We start from the raw sequence: 7,897 nt of genomic DNA on the forward strand, positions 1-7,897 counted from the left end.
CAGATGATGTGGATACTGGAAGCCTACGGCGTAGCGATTTCGCTTACCGTCATGTCGGTATCCATCAGGTACTGCTTGACACGCTCAATTACGGACAGATGGATATGCTCGATGGCCGAGCGTCCGGTCTCTTTCTTGATAAGGTCGCCGAAGTAGTTTGGCGAGAAATGCAGCTGGTCGGCGCAATAGGCTACCGACGGCAGCCCTATGCGGCGGGGCTTGTCGGAGTCGAAATAGTCGTCGAGCAGCTTCTCGAAACGTGCCAGCACGTCGCGGTTGACCGGCTCGCGGGTGACGAACTGTCGGTCGTAGAAGCGCATACAGTTGTTAAGCAGCACCTCAATGTTTGCCGCTATGATTGAACGGCTGTGGCGGTCGATGGTGTTGTCAAGCTCTGCAGCAATCTCGGCAAAACAGTTTTTTACCGTCGCCTTCTCCTTTTCCGACATGTGCAGGGCCTCGTTCACCTCGTAGGAGAAGAACGTGTAGTCCTTCATCCGGCGTGCCAACGGCGTGCCGCGGAGCAGGTCCGGATGGAACACCAATGCGTATCCTTGCGGATTTTTGGTTTCCCCACCATCGTCAATCCCTGCAACCTGCCCCGGAGCGACGAACACGAGAGTACCTTCCTGGTAGTCGTACTTGCCGCGCCCGTACACAAGTTGGCCGTGTATCTTCTCTTTCAGGAATATGGCATAGAACGTTCCACACTTGCGGCGGTGTCTCAACACCTTCACTTTCGAGAAATCTATGATTCCTACAAGCGGGTTCTTGGTCTCCAGCCCGAGAAACTTGTTGTAGTCGTCGATTGACCTTAAGTCAAGTATCTTGTCCTTTTCCATAATTCACCATTTATTTCACAATATTGCAAATATAGCGAATTTAACGTTACGCCGCAACTTCCTGCGGCACTGAATCTGTAATATTGGTTTGAAATAAATGCCTATCCGCAATTTGGGTATATGCTCCGACGCCAACAAGGCAGCATTACGCCTTGTCAGTGCAGTCGCGTTTGCGCTGCGGTATGCCACTGTCGGGCTTGAAAGAGGATGTCACGTACATTGCAGTTCAAAACCGACAGCCATGCAGGACAGCGCAGAATGAATGACGCAAGTGGCTTGGCGGCAAGATTACACTTTGCGAACGGGACAAGAAAGAATGCTTACACTTTGAAAAACGTTGACGCTATAGAACGGGCACGGCCAAAAATTTTCCGTCGATTGGCTTGAATATGCCAATCCTGCGTGTGCGAGCGTAGCACGTTTAAACACTCACTTTTACATCTAAAGGCCATGTTTTGTGCAACGAAAGGCGGCCTTTTGCGTTCCGAAAAGCCGCCTTTTGGACATCGCGCAGCGCCTCCACGATTATCGTGGAGTGCTTGTATGTTCATTAAAAAGCGCTTATATGACAATCGTGCAACGGTTGAACGATTTTTTAACATACTTTTCTTTAATAACACGGAATCGTTTTGCTAAGTCCGCATGTCATTTTCATAAAATCCGTTTCCAGATTGCGCGAAAACCATGCAGTTTCCCGAATGACATTTTGCGACGCCAGTATAGCTTACGGCTTACTATCTGCCATCAAGCATTGGAATGCCGCACATCTGTAAAAAAGGTTTGAACAACAGTAAAAAATGTTGCCCGCATGACGGATAAAACACGTAACTTTGCACCCGTATAAATATCTGAACCGAAACAATACATACTTTACGACATGGACAGAAGGGAAGCTATAAAACGTATCGGCATGGCCCTGGCCGGCGCAGCGGTAATGGGCACGGGAGCGGCAAGCCTTGCCTCATGCGGCAAGAAGGGCACGAAGCGTATCATATTCTACTTCACGGGCACGGGCAACTGCCTCTATGTAGCCCGCCAGATAGGTGGCGACGGGGCAATGCTGCTAAGCATACCGCAGGTAATGAAGCAAGGAGAGCTAAACTTTGAGGCTGACGAGATTGGCCTGGTGTACCCCATTTACGGACACATGCCGCCCAACATGGTGCGCAAGTTCATAAAAAAGGCACGGCTTAAGGCCGAGTATAAGTTCGCCGTACTTACCTACGGCAACCGTAAGTGCAACGCCTCCGAGATATGGGACGACATATCCCGTCGTGCCGGCAATGCCTTCGACTACGTCACAACGATGATAATGGTCGACAACTGGCTGCCCAACTTCGACATGAACGAGCAGATAAAAATAGACAAGCACATACCAGAAAGCCTCGCCCGCATAACCGCCGACGTCTCGGCAAGGCGCCGCTGGATAGAACCGGTCACGGAGGAAGAGCGGCAACAGCACCAGGGCTTTATCGCGGCGACAGGCATAGACCCCGAAAAAGGCTTCACCTGGGACAGCGCCCAGTGCTTCACCGCCACCGACGCGTGCATAGGCTGCGGCGTGTGCGCCGACGTATGTCCTCGCGGCAACTGGAGCCTCACATCGTCGGGAGTCAAGACCGAAGGCGAGTGCGAAGCCTGCTTCGCGTGCATACAAAACTGCCCGCAACGCGCGATACAGTTCAACAAGGAAGGCAACATTATGCTCGCCGCCGGCGAGAAGAACCCCAACGCCCGCTATCGCAACGAACACGTATCCCTGTGGGACATCAAGCAGGCCAACAGATAGTGACGTCAGCCGCATGCAGGACACGGCCCCTGAACAACTTACATGCGGCCTGCGCTATACGGCACGGCAGGCCGCCTCTTGGCAAAAGCCACGCGCGGCGTACCGTCGTCAACGTAGATTATACCGCAACGGACAAACCCGAGACGGCCTACGGCAGCCAGCATCGGCCCGTTGTCGGCATGGGTGTCAAGACGGATATTGTCCGCCAGCGTGAAGCAGAAGTCCACGCAACGCCTCAACATACCGCCCATCCTGCCCGTAGAGGCCAGCCTGTGGATGGTGCCATACGCTCCGTCGTCCGGCCACGAGCCATCCTCGATACGGTCATAGTTAGGCTCACGGCCAACGAAAAACGAAAAGACCATTAGCACCTCGCCATCAGCGCCTATACCAACATAGCTGTTTCCCGCCGCTACGTCACGCTCGACAATAGCTCGCGAAGGGTAACCGCCAGTCCACTGCGTGGCGTTACCAGTCAGGCGCATATACCTCCGCGCGTCGGCATAGACACCCATCAGCACGTCAATGTCGACAGCAGTACTCCTGCGTATCGACACCTCATTACCGCAAGACAATCCTCCAGAATCCATACATATAATATTAATTACGGGTGCAAATATATATCTTTTACGCCTAAAAACGGCACGTGCCACACAAATTGGCGTCAGCGGAACATCATGGAAAGCAAAATAAAAATCCGTTTCACGCCCTTTTATTTTGCATTTCACTCGGTTTGCATTATCTCTGGATAAGATAAGCGGCACCTCGGAAATAAAAATAAAAATCCGTTTCACGCCCTTTTATTTTGCATTTCACTCGGTTTGCATTATCTTTGCACCGATTAAGAACAAGAGTCATGAGCCGTTTATATTCGTTTCTAAACTTCATAGGCCGCAAGAAATACCTCATCGTCGTCATTCTCGGCGTGTTGCTGGTGGGCTTCGTAGGCGACAACAGCATCCTGAAACATGTGCAGAACCGCATGGAAATACGCGCTATGCAAAGCGAAATCGACGCTTACAACAGCCAGTACGAGAAGGACGAGCACACGCTGAAGGAACTCCAGCGCAATCCCAAGGCCATAACGAAAATAGCTCGTGAGCGCTACTTCATGAAGGCCGACGACGAAGACATATTCGTTCTAAGCGACGACAAACAACAAGAAAACAAGGATAATGAAACAACTGAGTAAACTTCAGAGCATAGTGATGCTCGCCGGAGCTTTCTGCATGGTGGTAGGTGCCGGCCTTTACGTAGTCGGCATACAGGCCGTTACACCGTGGGTATTCGCCGTAGGCGCCGTATCTTTCGCCGTAATCCAGATGCAGCAGACGTACGCCGGACGCAACATCACAATAAAGCGGCTACGCCGCATAATGACATTCGGCGACATCCTGTTCATCCTCTCGGCACTCCTTATGCTCGAAAACACCTACCGGTTCATCCTGCCCTTGTTCACCACCTACCTGCAAAACGGTTACTATCAATATGTAACCTACATCAACAACAATTGGGTTATTCTGCTGCTTATTGCGGCCGTAATAGAGATTTACACCACCCATCGCATATCAAATGAACTTGACAAAGAGGCAAAAAAACTATAAAAGACGGCGCTTTTGTTTTAAATTGCATAAATTTATTTCCGTACATCGATAATACATTGTACTTTTGTGGCGGTTTTATAACGCATATTTATGATAAGAACACTTTACACCTTGCTAACGTTAATGGCGTTAGCGTCGTGTGCTAACACGTACAACATACAAGGAACATCCAACGTTCCGACGCTCGACGGCAGAATGCTATTCCTAAAAGCCTTCGACGGAAGCGACTTCAAGAATATCGACTCATGCGATATCGTGCATGGCGAATTCCACTTCAACGGCACGCTTGATTCAACAAAAATTGTCACTTTGTTCATGGACGACGAAGGCCTTATGCCCGTAGTACTTGAGAGCGGCGACATAACAATCAAGATAGACAACACACAGCAGAAGGTAACAGGCACTCCGCTTAACGAAAAACTGTTTGAATTCATTGAGAAATACAAACAGCTTGAAAGTGAAGTAAGCGAGCTCGGACATCTGCAAAGCCAGGCCATAATGGACGGAAAGGACCTTAACGCAGTGAACATGCACCTTGCCGAAAAAGCAAGCCAGATAGCGCAGCGCGAGGACAAACTAGTTACGTCGTTCATTATAGAGAACTTTGACAACGTACTCGGCCCGGGAGTGTTCTTCATGATAACCGCAGGCCACCGCTACCCAGAGCTGTCTCCATGGATAGAGGACATCATGAGCAAAGCTACAGACAAGTTCAAGAACGACCCATACGTGAGCGATTACTATAAGAAAGCCCAGCAAAACCAGGCTATAATGAATGGTACCGCTATGCCATCGGATATAAATGAACAGCCGGCAGATGTCCCCACCCCGAACGAGTTGGCAACTCCGGACGTGCTCGCAGGCGACTCCATAGCCGCTGTCGAGGGCGAATGATACGACTATCAGTAATGTTCAGGCATACATTATTTTATGAGGACATTGATTGAACACGCCACTATCGTAAACGAAGGCAAGGCGTTTAAAGGTGCTGTCGTTATAAGTAACGACCGTATCGAAGAAATTTTACAAGAAAACGAGTCACCCCGCGGGCATTTCGACAACGTCGTCGATGCCACGGGGTGTTTCGTTTTGCCAGGAGTTATTGACGATCATGTACATTTCCGCGAACCCGGAATGACAGCAAAAGCCGACATCGAAAGCGAAAGCCGTGCGGCAGTCTATGGAGGAGTTACAACTTACTTCGACATGCCGAACACCGTTCCGCAGACAACAACACTTGAAACACTCAACGAGAAATTCTCCATCGCGGCCGTCAAAAGCCATGTAAACTACTCATTCTTCTTCGGAGCAACCAACACTAACGCCACTCTTTTCGACAATCTCGACATACACCGGATACCCGGAATAAAACTCTTCATGGGATCATCAACAGGCAACATGCTCGTTGACCAAGGCGAAGCCCTCGACAAAATATTCTCTACCGCCCCGCTGCCAATCATGGCCCACTGTGAGGACACTGGCATAATAAACAGCAACATGAGACATGCAAAGGCGGTATACGGCGACGATCCCGACATAAAATACCACCCGATGATTCGTAGCGAGGAGGCATGTTACCGTTCGACAAAACTTGCTGTAAGCCTTGCAAAGAAACATAATGCCAGATTACATGTAGCACATCTCACCACAGCCCGTGAACTTCAGCTGTTTGAACCATGGACTGACACAATGCCGAAAATTACGGCTGAAGCTGTAATCGCCCATCTGATGTTCTCTGAAGACGACTATACAAGGCTCGGGACAATGATAAAATGCAATCCGGCCGTAAAGACAAAGGCCGACAGAAACGCACTCCGCGCTGCACTTAATGACGGCCGCATAGCCGTAATCGGAACAGACCACGCACCGCACAGGCTTTCGGACAAGCAGGGAGGATGTGCACGCGCGGCCTCCGGCATGCCTATGCTCCAGTTCTCGTTGGTATCAATGCTTGGACTTGTTGACGACGGAGTGCTGACAATAGAGCGTGTAGCCGAACTAATGTGCCACCGGCCGGCTATGCTTTTTGACGTCCGTGAGCGAGGATTTATACGCAAGGGATACAAAGCCGACATCGTAATCGTCCGACCTGACCGCCCTTGGACGGTGACAGAAGACGCCATACAGAGCAAATGCGGATGGAGCCCTATGAAAGGGCACACGTTCAACTGGCGCGTGGAACACACTTTCTGCAACGGGCGCCACATTCTTGACGGCGAACGTTTCGACGATACTTACCGAGGAGAAGAGGTCGTTTTCAGATAAGACAAGCCTCCTCCGGAAACGTAAACAGCCATTGCCTATAGCCCCAACAACCGCATAAACCGATAACCGTAACAATAAATGATAGCCCGAATATTCGTATACCTGCTACTGTTCATTACCCTACCCGACCTTTATCTCGACCGTCGTTTCCTCAAGAAACGTACACGTTACCTATGGTGGCAACGCGTATTATGGTGGCTGCCGGGGGCATTCATGTTCGCTTACACGATTTTTCTTGCCACAAGCCGCAACTTCGCGCCTGACACATTGGCCTTACTGCACATCTATCTACTGCTTTTAGGCGTACTAATAACCCCTAAATTCATTTTTGCCTTTTGCTCGTTCCTTGGATGGGCACACTGCCGTTACCACCACACACGCAACAACTGGGGCAATCTTGTAGGCCTCGTACTGGCACTGGCGGTCGACGTTGCCGTAATATATGGCGGTACTTTAGGGTTCAGGAAACTTGACATCCGCCATGAGGATTATTACTCTTCCGAGCTGCCTGCCGCCTTCGACGGCTACAAAATCGTACAATTCAGTGACGCACATGTAGGCACTTATGGTACTGTATACGCCAACGTGCTTGAAAAAGCGATAGACTTAATCAACGCGCAAGACGCAGACATGGCCGTATTTACCGGCGATCTGCAAAACATGGAACCGAAAGAGCTCTATCCATTCATGCAGACTCTAAGCCGGGTAACGGCCAAAGACGGGGTGTTTTCCGTCCTTGGCAACCACGACTACTCCGGATATATCGACGCGCCAAGTGCTGTAAAGGTGGCTAACGAGCGTGAACTGATAAGCCTGCAACGGCAGATGGGCTGGGACTTGCTGTTAAACGAACACCGCGTAATACGGCGTGGCAACGACTCGATAGTAATTGCCGGAATGGAGAATGACGGCGGCAAACGCTTCCCGCAGAAAGGAGACGTAAAGAAATCCCTTGCCGGAGTGAAGTCAAACGCTTTCGTTATAATGCTTGAACACGACCCTTCATCATGGCGAAAGAAAATCTTGCCACAAAGCAAGGCGCAACTGACGCTTAGCGGACACACGCATGCCGGACAGCTTGAAGTATTCGGACTGTCGCCCGCAGCGTTTAATTATAAAGAGTGGTTTGGCATGTACTACGACGGAGAACGTGCCCTGAACGTATCCGCAGGCATGGGAGGTTTCGTCCCGTTCAGGCTCGGCGCGAGCAACGAGATTGTCGTTATAACGCTGCACAAGAAGTAACAGACAAGACACCAGCAGACAAGCAGACGAGGAGATTTGCATTTTCGGTGATTAATCCCGAATAAACAATAGTTTATGCAAATCTCCTCGTCTGCTTGTCTGCTGGTGTCTTGTCTGCTAAAAGTCTGTCTCCCGTCTGCTAATATACTTAT

At 50.3% G+C, this 7,897-nt stretch carries 7 protein-coding genes and 1 pseudogene; 6 read left to right on the forward strand and 2 right to left on the reverse strand.

The window, feature by feature from the left end; genetic code table 11:
- Positions 1–842 (reverse strand): annotated as a pseudogene (locus tag H6A34_RS12665) (helix-turn-helix domain-containing protein); the annotation flags it as partial.
- Positions 843–1,719: 877 nt separating this feature from the next.
- On the opposite strand from H6A34_RS12665, the gene H6A34_RS12670 reads away from it, so the two are divergent.
- Positions 1,720–2,631 carry an EFR1 family ferrodoxin gene (locus tag H6A34_RS12670; RefSeq protein WP_205105815.1) on the forward strand — a complete coding sequence of 304 codons (912 nt, stop codon included), beginning with the start codon at positions 1,720–1,722 and terminating at the stop codon, positions 2,629–2,631.
- A 38-nt stretch (positions 2,632–2,669) separates the two neighbouring features.
- Here the strand turns inward: H6A34_RS12670 and H6A34_RS12675 are convergent, their stop codons facing one another.
- Positions 2,670–3,221: a GNAT family N-acetyltransferase gene (locus tag H6A34_RS12675; RefSeq protein WP_205105816.1), complete on the reverse strand. Its 552-nt coding sequence runs from the start codon at positions 3,219–3,221 to the stop codon at positions 2,670–2,672.
- Between the two features lie 266 nt (positions 3,222–3,487).
- Between H6A34_RS12675 and H6A34_RS12680 the strand changes: the two genes are divergently transcribed.
- The 5 genes from H6A34_RS12680 (at position 3,488) to H6A34_RS12700 (ending at position 7,745) form a co-directional block, all read left to right on the forward strand.
- The gene (locus tag H6A34_RS12680) at positions 3,488–3,823 is read left to right on the forward strand and encodes an FtsB family cell division protein (RefSeq protein WP_205105817.1); all 336 of its coding nucleotides are present in this window, start codon (positions 3,488–3,490) and stop codon (positions 3,821–3,823) included.
- On the forward strand, positions 3,807–4,235 hold the full coding sequence (locus H6A34_RS12685; protein ID WP_021948012.1) for a hypothetical protein: 429 nt from the start codon (positions 3,807–3,809) through the stop codon (positions 4,233–4,235). Before H6A34_RS12680 ends, H6A34_RS12685 begins: the two co-directional genes overlap by 17 nt.
- A gap of 90 nt (positions 4,236–4,325) precedes the next feature.
- Positions 4,326–5,129, forward strand: a complete 804-nt coding sequence (locus tag H6A34_RS12690) for a DUF4369 domain-containing protein (protein WP_205105818.1) — start codon at positions 4,326–4,328, stop codon at positions 5,127–5,129.
- Positions 5,130–5,165: 36 nt separating this feature from the next.
- Entirely contained in the window at positions 5,166–6,500 is a 1,335-nt protein-coding gene (locus H6A34_RS12695; RefSeq protein WP_205105819.1) for a dihydroorotase, read from the forward strand.
- Positions 6,501–6,578: 78 nt separating this feature from the next.
- Positions 6,579–7,745 carry a metallophosphoesterase gene (locus H6A34_RS12700; protein ID WP_205105820.1) on the forward strand — a complete coding sequence of 389 codons (1,167 nt, stop codon included), beginning with the start codon at positions 6,579–6,581 and terminating at the stop codon, positions 7,743–7,745.
- Positions 7,746–7,897 lie beyond the last annotated feature (152 nt).

The organism is Marseilla massiliensis, from assembly GCF_016899855.1.
Classification (GTDB): domain Bacteria; phylum Bacteroidota; class Bacteroidia; order Bacteroidales; family Bacteroidaceae; genus Prevotella.

Coding starts and splice junctions, on each gene's coding strand:
- H6A34_RS12695 (WP_205105819.1), top strand. CDS start 5,166: ATGAGGACATTGATTGAACACGCCACTATCGTAAACGAAGGCAAGGCG.
- H6A34_RS12675 (WP_205105816.1), bottom strand. CDS start 3,221: ATGGATTCTGGAGGATTGTCTTGCGGTAATGAGGTGTCGATACGCAGG.
- H6A34_RS12685 (WP_021948012.1), top strand. CDS start 3,807: ATGAAACAACTGAGTAAACTTCAGAGCATAGTGATGCTCGCCGGAGCT.
- H6A34_RS12680 (WP_205105817.1), top strand. CDS start 3,488: ATGAGCCGTTTATATTCGTTTCTAAACTTCATAGGCCGCAAGAAATAC.
- H6A34_RS12690 (WP_205105818.1), top strand. CDS start 4,326: ATGATAAGAACACTTTACACCTTGCTAACGTTAATGGCGTTAGCGTCG.
- H6A34_RS12670 (WP_205105815.1), top strand. CDS start 1,720: ATGGACAGAAGGGAAGCTATAAAACGTATCGGCATGGCCCTGGCCGGC.
- H6A34_RS12700 (WP_205105820.1), top strand. CDS start 6,579: ATGATAGCCCGAATATTCGTATACCTGCTACTGTTCATTACCCTACCC.